The following is an 18,101-nucleotide window of genomic DNA, read 5'->3' on the forward strand; positions in this document are numbered from 1 at the left end:
CACAAACCTTTCGGGTTTACGATTCATTACAAGGAAGTGTATAACGCATATACGCTAATTTGTAATACGAATGTATTCCTGGAAGGTTTTTTGCGTTGTAGGAATAGGACAAGTAATCAACTAACAAGGATGTGATAGATTATCTTAAATTATTAAGAATTGTAGTGGGGAAATAAGAATTTTGGATTTCAAAATACAAAAGAAGGTGAAAAAGATGAGAGGAGCAGTCTCGTCTTTTTTATTTCGAAAGGAGAAGGACATGGGTAAGAAAATTATGGTTCAATCTGTAAAGTTGGTAAAAGACAGTAATCGAATTTATGATATTGAGAAAAAGAAAATCACTTGTCCAGCGGATGCTGTACGCTTTGCACAGATTATATTTGATATAGAGTCAAGGCCAAATGAAATTTTTGGTGTATTTAACTTAAATACAAAGAATGAAATTATTGGATGTAGCATTGTGTTTGAAGGAACTGTTGATTCATCGTTAGTCCATCCACGCGAGACGTTCCGCACAGCAATATTAAACAATGCATCTTCAATAGTATGTTTCCATAACCACCGTGCGACACGTTCCTAACTGAAAAGGTTACGCATGCTGTCTGAACGTCATTTATGGCAAGTAAGGGAGTCGTGAACTCTTAACTCGATAGGTAGAATGATAGGGTAACGCCTTGAAATGCCTACTCTAATACTCCGACATGCATTATTCGAATGTGTATAAGAATAGGGTGTGAAGCTCGGTGAAGTCGGCTAAAAGTTGTCGTAGTACTCATGAGTAACCGAAAGCTAACCAGAGGTGGTTGGTACAACTGATAGGTCGGGAGTCGTGAAAAACTTAATATGGTGAGAATGTGGTAAAACACTGACGAACTAGCGAATGAAATGTCTGTAAGTGGAACTACTTAGAAATGGGTAGACTTGATGAAAACTTCAAGTGCGTTCCGTGGGCGAGTAAGTATGGTGGTTTCGAAAGCTCCATGCATCGTTACAGGCGATGGAGAGGACGCCAGGCAAGAGCTAGCACCTAAGTTAAGAATAGATAGAGTTAAGGGAACGTGGAAAGCTATCAACATGGAGAGTACACACTCTATGAAGTGGTAGGGAGGAAAGGAATATATCTATAACTTCCTTTTATGATAGTGAGAGTAGAGGCAGGAGTGATGAAGTTTCTGTAATGGAAATGGAACAATAGCCTCAAGTCGTTTCGCCTAAACTATTTCAACTCAATCATCTCAAGGATTCTCGTATGACTAAAAAGGTCACGAGCCAAGATTGGAGCGTGATATACCTTGAACGAAAACTTTAAGAAGATCCCTAGAATGAAAAATACAAGGTTACGCCATGCTGAGTATTATGGCATGACTGAAATCTTTGATGAACTTTATGCAAAAAGTAAGGATAAACAAAAATTTAAAAACCTCATGTCAATCATTACTTCAGACGACAACATTCTACTCGCCTATCGAAATATTAAACGGAATAACGGAAGTGCCACGCCTGGAGTCGATGAAGTTACGATAAAGGACGTTGAAGAGCTTGGAACCCATGAGTTTATTGGAATTGTGAAGAAAAGATTTAAACAGTATAATCCTCGAAAAGTAAAACGTGTGGAAATTCCAAAACCTAATGGAAAAACTAGACCATTAGGTATTCCATCTATGTGGGATAGAATTGCACAACAATGTATTCTACAAGTACTGGAACCTATATGTGAAGCTAATTTTTATAAATATAGTTATGGGTTTAGACCGACAAAATCAGCTGAAAATGCAATATCTGCATGTAATGGACGAATAAACAATAATAAAATGCAATATGTAGTGGACATAGACATTAAAGGTTTCTTTGATGAAGTAAAACATTCAAAGCTTATGCGACAAATTTGGACAATGGGTATTCGTGATAAACAATTACTTGTGATTATACGTAAAATGTTAAAAGCGCCTATTGTTTTACCAAATGGAGAAATCGTACATCCAACAAAAGGGACACCGCAAGGTGGAATACTTTCCCCTCTATTGGCGAATATCACTTTAAATGAATTTGATTGGTGGATTGCAAACCAATGGGAAAGTAAAAAGTGCCGAACGCTTAAGGACTATCTTAATAAGAAAACAGGATGGTATAGTCGCCAATATCGCTATCAACAACTTAGAAAAACATCTACATTAAAAGAAATGTACATTGTCCGCTACGCAGATGATTTTAAAATTTTTACTACAACGCGATTAGATGCTGAAAAGATTTTCATGGCAAGCAAAATGTGGCTAGAGGAACGGTTAAACCTTACTATTTCTGAGGAGAAATCTCAAATTACAAATCTGAAAAAGAAAAGTAGCGAGTTTCTCGGCTTTGAACTGAAAATGGAACGAAAAGGATATGATCGTTTTGGCCGCAGAAAATACGTTTGTCAATCACATATAGCAGAAAAAGCACGAAAGAGGATTAAGAAACAACTCAAAGACCAGATCAAACTCATGCAAAGAGTTCCCAATGGAAACGAATTAATCAAGAACGTTGGAATTTATAATAGTATGGTTATTGGCATTCACAATTATTATCAAATTGCGACGCAAGTAGTCAATAGTTTGATGCCAATACAATACCAATTAACACAAATAGAACGTCAACGATTAAAGCAATTTTCATTGCGAAAAACAACCAATTATCCAATCAAAGATAAAGGCATTAAACCTTATTTAAAATCAAAGATGACAAGATATATTAATGGATATCCCCTCATTCCTATTGGGTTCATTAAAACAAAAACAGCATTAATGCCCAAAAATAGTGTTAATAAATTTACCAAAGAAGGACGAGAACTAATACATCGGGAACAAAAGTCGGTTCCGAACTGGCAAGTTCAATGGATTAGGGAACACCCTATCATTAATGAACGGGAAACGATAGAATTCAATGACAATCGAATATCGCTGTTTATAGCCCAAAATGGAAAATGCGCAGTAACTGGGGAAGAATTGATTCTAACGGAAATGGATTGCCATCATAAAACATTATGGAGTAAAACGAAGGATGATAGTTATTCCAACTTAGTGCTAATTACTAGAGATGTTCACCGGCTAATCCATGCCACAGATGTAGAAACTATCCAAAGGTATCTTGAATTTCTTGAATTAAATGAGGAACAAATTATAAAGCTGAATAAACTAAGATTGTTAATTGGAAATGAAATAATCAAGTAAATTAGGGATTTAAATTAAACTAAGTAGATTGAGGAAAATGAAATAGAAGGCAAACGATGGCATGCCGTGTGCGATGAAAGTTGCACGCACGGTGTAGAGCAGGGGAAAAGGTGGAGATAACCTCAAAGTCTTACCTATTGCTATCTTCAGGACATAGTATGGAATCTCAAGAAGATGTTGAAGTAACTAAGCGATTAAAAGAATGTGGAATTATTATTGGTATCCCTCTTCTAGATCATGTCATCATTGGAGATAATAGTTATGTAAGTTTATTGAAAAAGGGGATTATCTAATACAAAGCAATAAGCCAACTATTTTTAAGGGTGTATATGGAGGAATAGGAAGATTCTAAAGCGTTTATTCGCATATGGATCTTCTTATTTTTTTATTTGCAAGGGTGATTTATAGATGAATTCATAATATGTGATTCGTGGAAATGGACAGATTAAAAGGTCAGAAATATAGGATAAGAAAAAAGGATCTATGCCTAATAAACTAACAAGATAGCTCTAATCTAAAGCGAGCAAAATTAGCTTAAAGGTTTTGGATATGAAGGGAAAAGAAGTAGTAAGCTGCTCAAGTGATAGAAAAGTAGTAGAAGAAAACCCAATAGCATTCAACGAGCAAACTTTGGAGTTAGTAAACCATTTGTAGCTGAAGGGAATAATAAGGGGATTGAAGATTTGAATACACAACTTGTTCTCAAAGCAATGGAAATAGCCTTAGAAAAGAATGCGCCTAAGGTGAACGTAAACGTTTAGAACAAGTATTAGCTAAATATCGAAAAGAATCTTATGTCAAATGGAATTTTCCTCCTTAAAAGAGCTGTTCCATTGTTATACATAAGAACCCCTCTTGAATATCAAGGAGGGAACGGCATAATCTTGTTTGAGTTCGAACCAGCGACCGCTACCTTGTTAAGATGGCGGTCTTTTTGATATATTAATCTTCTTTCTGTATTATAAATTCCCAAAACTTCTTTAATTCCTCTCGTTTTTGAGGAGTCGCATTTTTTATATCTTCAAACCATTGATAAAGCTCAGGATCTTGTATGTCTGTAACTTGTCTCATTTCAGTTGTACCGAGGAGGTAATCAATTGATACTTCAAAGAAAGTCGCTAATTTTATCAATGTATTATAATCAGGTTCTCGATTTCCTTGTTCATACATTGCATATGTAGTTCGAGCAATCCCTAGTTGATTTGCCATGTCTTCTTGACGCAGTTTGCGTTCTTTTCGAAGAGTGTGTAGTCTAGTGCCAAACATATGCTACCTCCTTTTAGGTGTTTTCTATATCAATTATAACGTCACAATATGTAACATTTAACAAAGTACACGAAATGTGTAAATAATGTTGATTTCATACCTATTATTGTGTAGTATAATTATTAATTACACATTTTGTGACAATGAAAGGAGGAAATAATGAGGCTTTGGTTATTAGAAAAACGTAAAAATAAAGAGAAAACACAAGATTGTATTGCATATAAGGCAAGAATATCTAGAAGTATGTATGCAATGATTGAAAGTGGTGAAAGAAATCCAAGTGTTCCTGTCGCAAAGAATATAGCTAACGTACTAAATTTTGATTGGACTCTTTTTTTTGAAGATTAGTGTCACGATACGTGTAATTTTGAGGGGAGAATTTAATTTCTATATTGTTTTCCTAAAACGAAATAAATTATTACTTATTTTTAAAAAAATATTAGAGAAGGGAAGTGTTTAATATGAACATGAAAACATTTGAAATGCGTGAAAAACGTTTAGCAGAACTACTAGGTCCAAAAGTACTATGGGAATTTATCAGTGCCGTCACAGAGGAAATTGAAAAGCAGGAATTAGGGTCTACACCAGGTTTGTTAGAAGATCTATTCATACATGTGAAAGAAACCATCCAAATTCAAAATATGAATCAATGCATAACAAAAGCCCCTGTAAAAACAGAGGCTGGTAGTATAGATAAAGAGACATTATATATAGAAGCATATGTAGAATTAATTAATCATAAGTTTGTTATTTCTGAATTAGCTGTAGAGCTTTCATCTGTTCTAAAAGAATTAAATTGTTTTGTTCAATCATCTTTGCCACAGCTTCAAAATGAGCTTGATTCTCAAGAACCTCAATCTGCTTCTCTTTAGGGAGTGATTGAAGTATTTCTTTTATTTCTTTACACTCGTATATGTTATTCTCCGAGTCTTCGATTAATTTATTGCGACGATTGGTGTATTCAAGTGCACCTAAAGTCGCTAATGCGCGAGGATCTAATCCCAGAATTTCCATGTATTCCTCTCCTTTCCTCTACAATAATTCGATAGGGGAAAGGAGATTCCTTTAATGATTTAGTAGAGTCTTTATATAGCTATACAAATTGTTAATGATTAGTAGACACATGTTACCTAGCAGGAATGTAATAGAATTAGGCTTTAAAGAGCTTCTAAAAAGGATGAAAAGAAAGGAGAATCCAGTAATTCTCACTCTTTTCTCTTAAATAATCTACATATGATACGTTTGTTTTCTTTTATCATGAATTCTACATTGGATTCTTTGGGGAAGATTAGGGAGATATATAGGATATGGGGGATGGATGAATAGATAAACAAAATGAAAGAGAATTATAAGAATTACAGGGATTGTTAAGGAGTTATTAGGTAATAAATTTTAAAGTATTTAAGAGTGGGAAGATGTGTATCAATCGTTACTTAAAAAGTAAAAGATTAATGATTAAATAGGGAGAAGTGTCTAAGTTACTTGTATAGATGAAATAATGGAGCATATGAAATTATAGCATGATGAACCATGTTGAAATAAATAGAAGGGGATCTTTAGGTAGGCTAATCAGGAATAAGGAATGCTGAGAAAGTGGCTATTGAATTTGAAGAAGTTAAAGTGTGAAAGGTGTCACTTATGTAAGAATATCTATTACTAATTTACTCTATATAAAAAAGCAGCTGCACAAAAGTACAGCTAGTCTTCTTCGCAAATTTATATGGCCTGGATGACGAATTGGGATTTAGGTATAAATAGTAATTGTGCTGCTAAGGAAGTTGTTGTGTTAGCAAATGGGTATGCTTCCTTATAAAGAAATTTACTATACACTATTTCATTCATTTCAAAGGTCGTATACAGTTTTTTAAGGATTTTTTGAGAAATTTTATTTGTACAAGCAGCGATAAAATCATAATCTCTTTTACTTATTTCTTGAATGGCATGTGAAAGAAGGGTAGTGACTATACCACTTCCCATCCAATCTGGATGACAAGCGCCCATATCTAGATAGACCAATTTTTCTTTATCTAAATGAGAAAATTCAATAGATTCTGTCTCTAATGTATCTAAAAGTTGAAAAATAGGTTCCATTTGCGGGCATAGTTCAATCGCTTTCTCTGTATCTATTAGTGGCTGAGTTACTTTTTTTGTTAAAAGAACTCCAACAATTTGAAAATTTTCTATTGCTACAAATGACATAGCTTGAGATACAGCTTGTTTCATCATTTCTTCGCACATTTTGTGAAAAGGAGCAAAAGGAATTTGTAAGCTGCTTACAAGAGGTTCATTATTAACAAAAGAATGTGCAAGTAAATGTGCTGCATCTTTCACGTGGTGTGTATCAAGTAGCTCTATATTCATATGTTTTTCCTCTTTCCTGATATAGTTAATAGTAATTAAAAGGATTAAAATTTTATTTAATTTAGTTAAGTTTAATTATTAAAGCGCTTACCAAAATGGTTATTAAACATATGAATAAATCTGTTTAGTAGCAATTGAAATATGTTTATAAAGAAATTCTACGATCTCATCTATACATTCAACAGTTGTATATGGAGAGATAGAAAAGAATTTTAATGTAGAAATTGGATTTCTATCATAACTGTTTATTACATCTACTACACAAGAACGAGTTGTGTCACCAAAAAATACTTGATCGCGATTTTTTCCCAGGTAATTAAATAGTTCTATATTTAATTGGTTTGTATCCTCAATCTCTTCTTTTGTTGCAAGGCCTATCCGTTCTTTTTCCCAATTTTCTTGGCCATCTCCATTCATATAGAAACGGAAAGTCGTAATTGGTCCAAATGTAAAATCATTTGTGATTGCGACTTGAGGCAGGGTTTTTCGCAACTTTTCTCTAAATAATAGATTTACACGAATATAATTTGCTAATAATTTTTGATATCCTTCAATTCCAAAGGCTACTAGATTGATATACATGGGAATAGCGCTACCAGCTCGTGAACATTCTAAGGTATAGCCTGTATGATAACTTCCATATGACCTATTACCAAGATAAGGTGTGTCATCTTGTTCAATGTCCATCAGTTGTAAATCAGTATGATTTTTTACGATTAAAATACTTGAAGCATAAGGTGTTTGTCCTAATTTATGAAAATCAAAACATACACTATTAGCAAGAGACATATATTGCATTTTATCTTGTACGTATTGTAAGGCATTTTTTATATTAGGTTCAAATGAGAGTGGATTTTCTTCGAAATTATAATTATTAAAGAAGCTATAGAATCCGCCCATTGCAGAATCAGCATGGATATAAATAGGCTTTAATTTATATTTTTTCTGTATTGTTTCAGCGCTCTCTTTAATTCTTTTTATATCATCAATGGTAAATGTATCTGTTGACCCCATAGTAGCTAGAATATAGAGGGGGATACCGCCATTTTTAATAACCTGTATCATTTTATTCTCTAAATCTTCTATATCCATAGAATTTGTATATGGATCAGTTTTCACTTTTATTAAGTGATTTGATCCGATGCCAGTTGCTTCAGCTGACTTTAATAAACTATAATGTGCATTTTCAGAAGCAAAGCAATATACATTTTGTGGAGCGCCATGTTCTTTTGCTGATGGGAATTGTTTAGAAATTGCTAAGCGCAAGCTCGAAAATACGCATCCTTGTCCACCCCATGTTGTATAACCACCGCTATTATGCGGATTATAACCAATCAGTTTTGAAAGCATGGATACAACTTTTACTTCTGCTTCAGCTGCCCCTGGACCATATACATCCCAAACACCATTACCATTTAAAAGGGCCATGGTTATTACACCTAATAGTGAAGGTATACTTGGTAGTGGTACAGCGTTAGACAAGTAATATTTATTTGGATAAGGATGACCATTCATAAATTGGTTTAGCTCTTCTATAACCTCAGACATAGTGATTCCAGCTAGTGGAATATGACTTTGGTGAATTAAGCCATTGTAGTATCCTTCGGATTTTTCCTCACATTTACCTAAAGTAGCTCGCTCTTCATTTTTTAATCGGTCAAGATTTTTAATTATTTTCTGCATAGATTCTAATAAAAGTTGTTGTTTTTCTTCATTTCCGTCAACGCTCGGAAATAATTTTAAAATATCTTGCATGCAGTCACTTCTCCTTGTGAAAAACTGGATTTTTATTTTACTTGGTTAAACATAAGGGTATAATAATTTGTAATTGCCCTTTCGAACACTTAGAAATGAGGAGCTATTTAGAAAAAAATGTAATTCCATAGAAGATTATATGAACTATGGAATTTAAAGTAAAGAAAAATTTTTTGATTTATTTTAAAAAAGTAATTTTGAGATAATTAAGTTTCTAAAAATATTTCTGAATTAATTGTTTATTCGGTTTGGATGTTGCCCTAGCATGTATTCAACTAATGTAGTAGATAATTTACTCTAATGTAGAACTATTATAAGGTAGTTGAATATAAGAGCTCAACTACCTTATAAACTGTAGATATTGTTGGAGAAAGAGAAAAAAATAGGGTGGAAGTGTTAAAAATATGTTCTAGTTGAGAAGAAGTAGTAGTATGGATTTGGTAGAAGAATCAGCATAATTTTTGTAGGTGAATAATGATCTGATCAAAGCTTTTTAATGAATTCAATTTCATTATCTAATAATAATGGACGAGTTAAGTGTGAAGAATTTTCTTCAACCTGAGTAGAATTTTTTGCACCAGGAATAGCAACTGAAACGGCTGCGTGACTTAAAACATAACGTAAAGCAACTTGCGCTAAATTTCGATTTGAACGTAAAAGTGAACGTAATTTCTCTACTGTGTTTAAGCTATCTTTAAACCACTTTTCTTTTGGCCAATCTTTTCTTAAATCATCGTCTGGAAATTGAGTTTCATGATTAAATTTCCCAGTTAAAATTCCCATCTTAAGTGGACCTCTTATCACAGCACCTAAATTATGTTTTTCAATATAAGGAAGGATATCTTTTTCAGGTTCTTTATTCAAAATACTATAATCGAATTGTACGACATCTAAATCATTATTCTGATTAAAATGTTTTATATAATCTAAATCATTAGTAGAAACGCCAACAGCTCTCACTTTTCCAGATTTTTTTAAGGTTTGGAAAGCTTGTAGAAAGGCTTCTGTTTCTTCAGGTTTATCCCACCAAATATGACAAAAGTACACATCTATATAATCCGTTTTAAGTCGTAGTAAACTAGCCTCAAACGCATCAATGATCTTTTGAGGATCTCCATAAACGGCTGGTTGATTGGGGTCATAATGATGACCAATTAAACCACCTTTTGTAGAAAGGATTATATCTTTCCTGCGATTATTTATAGCTTTTGCAACGAGTGTTTCACTATGACCTAGTCCATAAACGTCAGCAGTGTCAATAAAATTAACCCCTAAGTCGATTGCTTTCTCAATTGCATCAATGGATTCATTATCTTTTACTGTTCCCCATTCATCTCCACCAATTGCCCAAGAACCGAACCCTACCCTACCTCTGAGACTATTAATCCCGTGTTACCTAATAATCTATATTCCATTATGTACGGACTCCTCCTTTACAGTTTATTTTATTAGAAATATATATAGTGGCCAGTTGGAATATTCTTGAATTTATTTTCGGAGTATAAATTAGGCTATTTCCTTTAATAAAATATGTAAGATTACTGTATAAAAAGAAATTAGAATTATTAGTGAAATGATTTTTTATGCTCGAATTGAATAAAAGTATAAACTTTTACGGCATAGATATGAATTTTATTCATAATTTTAATAACTATACATTAAGTGAATTAAATGTTGAATTTAGTCGGAATATATATATTTACAAATCGCAGAATCTGTACATATAGTTGTAAATGTAAATATTATCCGCTTTTAAATATTTATAAAAGGAGAAATTCATATGAAAGAAATACAAAAGCAATATGAAATTGTAGAAGAATTTGATGCAACAGTAGGGCAAGAAGCATTATGGATAGCTCATCAAATGGAATTAGAAAAAGGAATGAACAATGAACCCATCATCATAAAGCTAAAAGGAAGTCTTCAAATAGAGACCTTAAGGAAAGCGCTTACTTTAATAGTGCAATCTCATCCGGCGCTACGTACACTATTTATTAAGAGGGACGAAAAAATTAAACAATTCATTCAAAAGAGTATAGATTTTGATACACCAATTAAGGATTTAACTGCTTTTAAAAACACAAAACAAAAATTTATTTTTAAAAAATTTTTAGACTCTATTGTGAATGAGAAATTTAATTTAGAAGAAGGGCCTTTGTTTAAATTCCACATCATTAAATTGTGTGAAGATGAATTTATTTTACATATGATTTTTCATCACATTATTTATGATGGATGTAGTTTAGGAATTTTTATCCAACAATTGTCTCATACGTATTGTGAATTACTTCAAGAAAATACGGGTTTAGTATTAGAATCTCCTTATAAGAGCCTTGTAGAATTTGAGGAAGGTTTTATTGACAGTGCAATATATAGAGAAGGATCATCCTATTGGAAAGATTATTTACAAGGTGAATTACCTCCTACAGAGTTTCCTGCTACTATTAATAAAATGAATGAACCGATATATACGAACGAAAATATAAGCAAGAATATTGATGCCGATCTGTTTTATCAAATACAATGTTTTGCTAAAAAAAATAATATAAGTATTTATCGAGTAATGTTAAGTACTTATTGTACCTTACTTCATCAAATGACAAATGCTGAAGAAATTATTGTAGGTATTCCAATTAATACTAGACCACAAACGGAAGGAGGGAATGCTTTTGGTTATTTTGTTAATACATTACCTATACGTATAACAATAGAAAAAGGTGATACATTTAAGAGAATACTTAACAAGGTGAATAAATCTGTTCATTTGGCTATTAAGTATAAACATAATCCATATTCACATATAGTAAGAGATTTAAATCTAAATAATAATACACATCATAATATGATTTATTCAACAGCATTTAATACGGTAAGGATACCTCAATTGAAAATTCCCGATATTGAGTCCACAGTTTTAACAGATTGTAAAAGAGTAAATCCTTTTAACATGACATGGAGAATAATGAGATATGAAGGGGAAACAGAGAATAAAATTGAGGTTGACTATAATTCAGCATTATATAAACCAGATAGTATGAATGATTTAGTTGAAAGATATATATATTTGTTACAAAAACTAATGAAGAATGTGAACGAACCTATCCATTCATTGGATTTACTTTTAAAAAAGGATCATCGTTTATACAAAGATATAAACTCAAATACTCTTGCATATCCTAATTCAAAAACATTAGATCAATTAATTGATCTACAAGCATTAAAATCGCCAAATCAAATAGCGATTTCAATGGGGGATAAATCGATTACCTATTATGACTTGCAGCAAAGGTCAAATCAAATTGCGAATTATTTACGTGAAAATGATATAAAAAAGGGACAGCGTGTAAGTATTACTATGGTGAGAGAAATCGATACAATTGTATGGATTCTAGGCATACTAAAATCAGGTGGAGTTTATGTACCAATCGATCCAAAGTTTCCTGAAAAAAGAATAGAATTTATATTAAAAGATAGTGAAAGTCAAATGATTATTACAAAGAAAGAATTCAGGGGATTAATTGAAAGTTTTGCGATTCCTACAATTTTTTTAGAGGATTTTCATTACACTAATTCTATAGAAAATATTGCGTCTACACATAACATAGAAGATGCTGCGTATATTATCTACACGTCAGGTTCAACAGGTTTACCAAAAGGAGTCGTTGTACCACATAGAGGAGTAATTAATTTATCATATTCATTAATGAATCAATTTAATTTAGACAAAAATGATGTATTTTTACAATTTGCAACAATGATTTTTGATGCCTCCATTATGGAAATGTTTCCGATTTTATTATGCGGAGGAAGAATGCATGTAATTTCTGAAATGGAAAAATGTTCTGCAGAGGAGTTTATAAATGTAATTAACAAGAATGGTATTACATATGTTCTCTTACCAACTGCGTTTTTTAAATTAATAGCTGATATGTCAAAAGAAATGTTACTGAAATTAAATTCTTTAAAATGTGTATTTGTAGGAGGGGAAACATTACCTGCTGAATCAGTTCGTAAATGGCAAAGTAAAGTAGGGTTAATGATTCCAGTTCTTAACGCATATGGTCCTACTGAAGCCACTGTATGTACAACCATTTATGAAGTAAATCATGAGTTAAAAGAAGAAAGTTCTAATATCCCAATAGGTAAACCAATTGCTAATAGTAAAGTTTTCGTGGTCAGTCCGTTTAACACGCTATGTCCGTCAGGAGTAGTAGGTGAGTTATTCATTGGTGGTGATGGTGTTGCCAAAGGATATATAAATCAAAAGAAAAAAACAGAAGAGGCATTTATTTCTTTCGAAAAATCATATAATCGCCATAAAAAAATATATCGTACTGGGGACTTAGTACGTCTTTTACCAAATGGCAACTTAGAATTTATCGGAAGGAAAGATAATCAAGTAAAACTACGTGGGTATCGAATTGAGCTTGATGAAATAGAAAGGGCATTATTTAAACACCCAGAGGTAAAAGATGCAGTAGTAGTAACTTATCAAAATGACAAAATTGCTATCTTTTATGTATCAAAAGACAATACAGAGATAAAACAAGAGAACTTAAAAACATTCTTAAGTGAAAGATTACCAGATTTTATGATGCCAAATTATATATTTCATCTTAAAACATTTCCATTATCACCAAGTGGTAAGATTGATAGAAAAAAATTAGAATTACAAATCCCATCTTTACTTGAAAATATGCAAAATCAATATATACCACCAATAAGTGGCACAGAAAAAAGGTTGGAAAAAACATGGTCAGAGATTTTAAATTTAGGGAAATATAGAATCAGTAGAGATGACGACTTTTTTAAACTTGGGGGACATTCATTAATTGCTGTGCAAGTATTAAATCAAATTCAAAAAGAGTTTCATTTGAAAATAGAAATTAGAGATATTTTTGAGCATACAACAATTGCTAGTCTATCTGCTTACATCGATAAATTAATGGAAGTAAATCATGATAGGGAAGAACAGAAGATGCAAATATTAAAAGTTGCAGATAAGGAAAGTTACCAGTTATCAAGTGCTCAAAAAAGAATCTGGTTTTTAAATAAATCAAACGCTATTAATAGAGTATACGATACACCACTACACATATATATCGAGCCGAGTTTGAAAAAAGATATTTTACAGGACGGCATAAGGTTTTTAGTTGAACGACACGAGATGCTGCGAACAGTGTTTATTGAAAGAAATGGGGAGCCTAGACAAGTCATCTTAAACTCAATAGCGATTGACCTGATTCACGATGAGATTGAACACATGTCTAAAAAAGAACAACAAGAATATATACGTACAACAATAAATCAAACGGATCGTACTCCATTTGATTTAGAAAAGGGCCCTCTTTTTAGGATTAGGATTTTTAATCTGAATAAGAGAAAGTCTTATTTATATATCAATTTACATCACATTATTACAGATGAGTGGAGTGTAAGGAATTTATTAGATGAATTAATGAAGGTATATAGTGCCTTTGCTAAACGTAGAAATCCCGAGTTGCCAACTATCTCTAATCGATATGTAGATTATGCTGAGTGGGAACAGGAGCAGTTGAATTTAGGTCAGTGGGATACGGAAAAATCTTATTGGATGGCCGAACTTACGGCGCCTCTTCCTATGCTAAATCTTCCTTTAGATTTTAGTAAGAATCATCAAAGTACAAATAAAGGTACAGTATTTGAAATGAAGTTAGATAATAAAATGAAAGCGTCTTTGAAACAAGTATGTGAACAAGAGAATGTTTCTATGTATATGCTATTTTTGGCAGCGTATATTCAATTGTTACATTATCTCACGGATCAAAAAGATATTATTGTAGGTACACCGGTGGTTGGAAGGAATCATCAAGAATTTGAACAAATACAAGGATTTTTTGTAAATACCTTAGCGATTAGAACACAATTAAATGATGTGAAAAATTTAACACAGCTATTACAAGTAGTGAGAGAAAAATGTTTGAATTCTTTCCAAAACCAATCGTACCCATTTGATAAAGTAATTGAACAAATAAATCCTGATAGAAGCTTTGGAAATAACCCGATCTTTTCTACTATGTTTAGTTATCAGAAAGATATTCTGCAGCAACAGGATGCGTACAAGCTTCAATTGTTACCTAATAAACAAGATATTAGTAAGTTTGACATTTCTTTAGCTGTTGAAGAAGGATTGGATTATGTAGGGATTTCATTTGAGTATGATATTAATCTTTTCAAGGAAGAGTCAATTAATAGGTTTACTCAAAATTTACTTACTATACTGGATGCATTTATTCATCAACGAACAGTAGCGTATGAGAATCTTTCATTTCTATCACAGGAAGAAGAATCTCTATATAAAAAGGTAAATCATACAGAAAGACCATATCCTTATTTTCAAAATATACAAGAGCAATTCTATATGCAAGTAGATAAACAACCCGATCGGATTGCTATAGCGACTGCAACGGAATCTTTAACATATAGGCAATTAAATATGAGCTCTAATCAAGTAGCTCAACATTTACTCGAAAAAGGTATAAAAAGAGGTGATAAGGTAGCCATATTTTTAGATAGAAGTATGAATAGTATCGTTTCAATGCTTGGAATATTAAAAGCTGGTGCTGCCTATATACCCATTGATGTAAAATACCCTGAGGATAGAATAAATTATATAGTTCGTGACAGTGAGGCATGTAGAATTATAACGAGTAACAAATACAAAGGTCATTTGAATGTAAGTGATTATAAGGTTTCAATAATAGAGGATATATATCGTACGACTATAAATGATGATGTGAAAATTTTAAATAAACCAGATGACTTGGCATATGTAATTTATACTTCAGGATCAACAGGAAAACCAAAAGGTACATTATTAACGCATAAAGGAGTATTAAATTTAGTTGAATGGAGAAATGAAGTATTTGAGATTTCTCCAAATGATAAAGTAACACAGTTTTATTCCCATAGTTTTGATTCTTCTGTATCGGAAATTTTTTCTACCTTGTTAAATGGGGCGGAACTATATGTATTAAGTGATGAACAGCGCTATTCAACTGTCGCATATGCTCAAGCCATTCAAGAAACACAAGCAACTATTTCTGACATACCAACAGTATTTTTCAATGAATTATCGACTTCATTAATTAAACTGGATAGCGAAAAGATACGTTCTTTAAGATTTATAATAATGGGAGGGGAAGCTGCATCAACAAATGCCATTACAAGTTGGCAAAATACTTTTAAAAACCAATTACAGCTGGTAAATGAGTATGGCCCTACTGAAGCAACTGTCTCAGCAATGTATTATTTCATACCAGTCTTAGAAGATGAAAATAATCTTTTAGGAAGCATACCGATTGGTATTCCAATTTCTAATACAAAGGTTCATATATTGAATTCATATATGCAACATTGTCCGGTAGGGGGCATGGGTGAATTATATATTGAAAGTGTAGGATTGGCCCAAGGGTATTGGAAGCAGGAAGAGAAAACAAAACAGGCATTTATTTCAAACCCATTTTCAGAAGACAATAGCAAAAGATTATACCGAACTGGTGATTTAGCAAGATGGTTACCAAATGGAAATATAGAATTTATGGGAAGAAAAGATAAGCAGGTTAAAATTAGAGGGCACAGGATTGAATTAGGAGAAATAGAAGATGCAATGTTACAACTTGAGGGGATAGGTCAGGCTGTGGTAACACAAACGAAAGATGGAATGTTACTGCAAGCTTATTATAAAACAGTGGACGGTATAGGGATAGAGAAAAATAAGCTAGTTTTACATTTATCAAATGTATTGCCAGAATATATGATCCCTAAATATTACTCTCATGTGTTAGAAATACCAATAACGGCGAATGGGAAAATTGATTTTGAAAAACTACCAGAAATAGAGTTTGATTATGAGCAAAATGATGAGTGTAAACTTAAACCTCAAACTAAAGTGCAAAAAAACATTGCAAAGGTATGGTCTGAAGTTCTAAACGTAAAATCTATAGGTTTAAAAGATGATTTCTTTAATTTGGGTGGACATTCTTTAAAAGTTATGCCGGCATTAGTCAAATTAAAACCGTTATACCCTAACTTAAAAATTCAAGATTTCTTTAAGTATAGAACAATAAAAAAATTAGCCTCTCATATTGAAGAGATGGAAGATATGTCGTCCAAGAAAGAGAAAAATATGAGTGTAGCATGTATGGAAAATGAAACGAAAACGACTTCTGTTTATGAAAGAACTAAATTAGAAGAATGTGAGTTAGATATGGTGAACTATCCAAAAACAGTTTTCCTTACAGGGGCAACAGGATATTTAGGAGCACATATTTTGGAAAGGTTATTACAGTTGCCATCTACGACTATTTACTGTTTAGTAAGAAAAAATGAGGATCAAGTAATTGGTGCAAAGTTAAAAGAAAGGATGGATTTTTATTTTGGTAAAGAAATCCTCCAAAAGTTGAAGGAGAGAGTAGAATTAATTGAAGGAGATTTATCCTTGATGAATCTAGGTCTAGATTCAAAGCAATTGGATCATTTAAAGAATAGGGTAGAGTCAATTATACATTGTGGTGGAGAAGTTAGACACTATGGAGAACGTGAGCATTTTCAAAAGGTAAATGTTCAGTCTACAAAATACTTATTGGAATTAGCTAAGAACACAAATGCACGTTTTCATTATATATCGACTTTAAGTGTAGTAGGTCAGGCTGAAAGCGATCCAAAAGAATTTGAATTCTTTGAGTCTAATTTTGATAGAGGGCAAAATTTAGATAATGTGTACTTAGAAAGTAAGTTTCAAGGCGAGAAAATGGTCAGAGAAGCAATGGAAAAAGGAGTTCGTACCACGATATATCGTGTGGGGAATTTAGTGGGTAATTCTAAAACAGGTAAATTTCAATACAATATAAATGAAAATGCATTTTATAGATTATTAAAAGGGGTATGCCTATCTAGCGTAGCGCCTGAAATCAATACGTATGTAGATTTAACGCCTGTAGACTATGGAAGTTTAGCTATTACTGAATTATCCTATAAGGCCAATACAGTAAATAAAACCATGCATATTTGTAATCCCAATCAACTTAAATGGGACCAATTTATAAATGTTTTACAAGATTTTGGATACGATATTATGTTAATGAAACAAGAAAAGTATATAGAGAAGTTTTTTAATACGAATCTAACTACTGATGAACAGAAAGCTTTAGAGCTCATAATGCCTTTATTAGAATCTGTAGAAGAGCTATCAGTAGCTATACCATCTTGTTTATACACGCAAGGATACTTAAAGAATGTACATTGTTTAGAACCGAATCAAGAGTATATCAATTTGTTATTAAATTATGCTATGAGTATCGAGTTTTTACCAACCATTAAAGAACCAATATTGCTATAGAATATACCATCGATTTTGAACAGATTGGTTTATAAATATGAAGTTTTGAATATTTGTTTACTTTCTCTTATTATTTGGAAAAGTAAAAAGAACTTGTAGTTTTGTCTACAAGTTCTTTTCGATTAAAAGGTTTA

Annotated in this window: 8 protein-coding genes and 4 pseudogenes; 8 read left to right on the top strand and 4 right to left on the bottom strand. The window is 32.3% G+C overall.

From position 1 onward, the window contains the following. Positions 1-259: 259 nt before the first annotated feature. The 5 genes and pseudogenes from AC241_RS27330 to AC241_RS35285 form a co-directional block, all read left to right on the top strand. Positions 260-577 (top strand): annotated as a pseudogene (locus AC241_RS27330) (JAB domain-containing protein); the annotation flags it as partial. Positions 578-924: 347 nt separating this feature from the next. Beyond that, positions 925-1,104: a hypothetical protein gene (locus AC241_RS27335; protein ID WP_000858401.1), complete on the top strand. Its 180-nt coding sequence runs from the start codon at positions 925-927 to the stop codon at positions 1,102-1,104. A 188-nt stretch (positions 1,105-1,292) separates the two neighbouring features. Then, positions 1,293-3,206, top strand: a complete 1,914-nt coding sequence (gene ltrA, locus AC241_RS27340; RefSeq protein ID WP_050844899.1) for a group II intron reverse transcriptase/maturase — start codon at positions 1,293-1,295, stop codon at positions 3,204-3,206. 146 nt (positions 3,207-3,352) lie between these two features. After that, a pseudogene (locus AC241_RS27345) lies at positions 3,353-3,499 on the top strand (JAB domain-containing protein); the annotation flags it as partial. A gap of 265 nt (positions 3,500-3,764) precedes the next feature. Further along, positions 3,765-3,955: pseudogene (locus AC241_RS35285) on the top strand (DnaD domain-containing protein); the annotation flags it as partial. A 193-nt stretch (positions 3,956-4,148) separates the two neighbouring features. On the opposite strand, the gene AC241_RS27350 reads toward AC241_RS35285, so the two are convergent. Continuing rightward, entirely contained in the window at positions 4,149-4,472 is a 324-nt protein-coding gene (locus AC241_RS27350) for a helix-turn-helix domain-containing protein (protein WP_000468121.1), read from the bottom strand. Between the two features lie 159 nt (positions 4,473-4,631). Between AC241_RS27350 and AC241_RS27355 the strand changes: the two genes are divergently transcribed. Together AC241_RS27355 and AC241_RS27360 are read left to right on the top strand one after the other, a co-directional pair. Beyond that, a complete protein-coding gene (locus AC241_RS27355) occupies positions 4,632-4,820 on the top strand; it encodes a helix-turn-helix transcriptional regulator (protein ID WP_050844902.1) in 189 nt (62 codons plus the stop codon). 113 nt (positions 4,821-4,933) lie between these two features. After that, complete coding sequence (locus AC241_RS27360; RefSeq protein ID WP_050844904.1) at positions 4,934-5,344, top strand: hypothetical protein; 411 nt, start codon at positions 4,934-4,936, stop codon at positions 5,342-5,344. Between the two features lie 844 nt (positions 5,345-6,188). Here AC241_RS27360 and AC241_RS27365 read toward each other — a convergent pair. The 3 genes and pseudogenes from AC241_RS27365 to AC241_RS27375 all read right to left on the bottom strand — a co-directional run bounded on the left by AC241_RS27365 (position 6,189) and on the right by AC241_RS27375 (position 10,003). Then, complete coding sequence (locus AC241_RS27365) at positions 6,189-6,833, bottom strand: GNAT family N-acetyltransferase (protein WP_050844906.1); 645 nt, start codon at positions 6,831-6,833, stop codon at positions 6,189-6,191. A gap of 102 nt (positions 6,834-6,935) precedes the next feature. Continuing rightward, a complete protein-coding gene (locus AC241_RS27370; protein WP_050844907.1) occupies positions 6,936-8,588 on the bottom strand; it encodes a pyridoxal phosphate-dependent decarboxylase family protein in 1,653 nt (550 codons plus the stop codon). Between the two features lie 483 nt (positions 8,589-9,071). Continuing rightward, positions 9,072-10,003 (bottom strand): annotated as a pseudogene (locus AC241_RS27375) (aldo/keto reductase). A gap of 365 nt (positions 10,004-10,368) precedes the next feature. Here AC241_RS27375 and AC241_RS27380 point away from each other — a divergent pair. Further along, a complete protein-coding gene (locus AC241_RS27380) occupies positions 10,369-17,967 on the top strand; it encodes a non-ribosomal peptide synthetase (protein ID WP_050844908.1) in 7,599 nt (2,532 codons plus the stop codon). Positions 17,968-18,101 lie beyond the last annotated feature (134 nt).

The sequence above is a fragment of the Bacillus thuringiensis genome, assembly GCF_001182785.1.
Taxonomy (GTDB): domain Bacteria; phylum Bacillota; class Bacilli; order Bacillales; family Bacillaceae_G; genus Bacillus_A; species Bacillus_A thuringiensis_S.